The organism is Robbsia andropogonis, from assembly GCF_000970345.1.
In the GTDB taxonomy this organism is placed as follows: domain Bacteria; phylum Pseudomonadota; class Gammaproteobacteria; order Burkholderiales; family Burkholderiaceae; genus Robbsia; species Robbsia andropogonis.
In genome coordinates this window covers 1-1,337 of the sequence record NZ_LAQU01000187.1, presented here as the reverse complement: position 1 = coordinate 1,337, position 1,337 = coordinate 1, and the positions used below count along the sequence as shown (strand labels likewise).

Annotated in this window: 2 protein-coding genes; both read left to right on the top strand. The window is 60.0% G+C overall.

Annotation, left to right across the window (positions count from 1 at the left end; genetic code table 11):
- Positions 1–286: 286 nt before the first annotated feature.
- Positions 287–916, top strand: coding sequence for an NUDIX hydrolase (locus tag WM40_RS27015; RefSeq protein WP_024902436.1), 630 nt, complete (start codon positions 287–289; stop codon positions 914–916).
- Positions 917–925: 9 nt separating this feature from the next.
- A partial coding sequence (locus WM40_RS27010) for a leucyl/phenylalanyl-tRNA--protein transferase (protein ID WP_046154635.1) occupies positions 926–1,337 on the top strand: 412 nt, incomplete at its 3' end.

Sequence of the window (1,337 nt, the reverse complement as noted above, 5' to 3'; positions counted from 1 at the left end):
ATCGCGGCGTTTTTGTTTTGATTCGCCCAACAGTGGGACACGTTTTCGCCGAAGAAATTACTACGCCCGCTGCGGGTATCCGCTTCCTGCGATGCAAATGGGTTCGGCATGTAGCGTTCCTGCCTGGCACCTGTCATCGTCACCCAGGCGGTCGGTTCGAATGGCGACGGTGGTATAGTTCGTCGACGTGGGCGCAAGCATTCCGCCCCTGGCCAGTTAGTCGTGTGATCGAGCCTGCGCAGCGCACAAGGTCTCTTTCTTCCATCTTCGTCCCTACGCTTTGCTGATGAACTACTGCTCGAATTGCGGACACTCGCCCGTTTCTCGTTGTATCCCCCCGGGCGATACGCGAGAACGCGACGTCTGTTCAGCTTGCGGCACCATTCATTACGAAAATCCGCGCAACGTGTGCGGCACGGTACCCATTTGGGAGGACAAGATCCTTTTATGCCGGCGCGCAATCGAACCGCGCCACGGATTTTGGACGCTACCAGCCGGATTCATGGAACTCGGCGAAACCACCTGGCAGTGCGCGGCACGGGAATCGGTCGAGGAAGCTGGCGCGCATGTCGACCCGGAAACGATGACGCTGTTCTCGGTGCTCAACGTTCCGCACGTCGACCAGGTGCACTTTTTTTACCTCGCCCCGCTGCGTGACGCGACTATTGCCGCGGGCGAGGAAAGCCTCGAAGTCGCATTCTTCACCGAGGCGGAGATTCCGTGGGACGACCTGGCTTTTTCAACTGTCGCAAACACCCTGCGCTATTTCTTCGAGGATCGTCGTCGCGCCAGTTATACATTGCACACGGCGGACATCCTCACACCGATGCCCATGACGCCACGGAAGAACGACTCCGGCGATGCCGACGTCCCTCGCGTCGCATCGCCGCCCGATGCGCGTCACGACGCCAACTGATCGCGGCCAATGATCACATGGCTTTCGGCAATCGATCCGTTTCCCCCACTACAACGTGCGCTCGACGCGGAAAGTGACGCACCGGGATTGCTCGCCGCCAGCGCGGAGCTCACGCCAGAACGCCTGGAGAGTGCCTATCGACAAGGTATCTTTCCCTGGTATTCGGACGGTCAACCGGTGCTATGGTGGAGCCCCAATCCACGAATGGTACTGTCGCCGTCGAATCTCAATATTGCGCGATCGCTGCGCAAGACGCTGCGTGCCGTATTGCGCGATCCGCGTTGGGACATTCGTGTCGATGAGGACTTTACAGCCGTGATGCGCGCCTGCGCCACCGCGCCACGCGATGGTCAAGGCGGGACCTGGATCACCGACGATATCGTTGCCGCCTATGGCAGCTTGCATCGCACGGGCCTCGCTC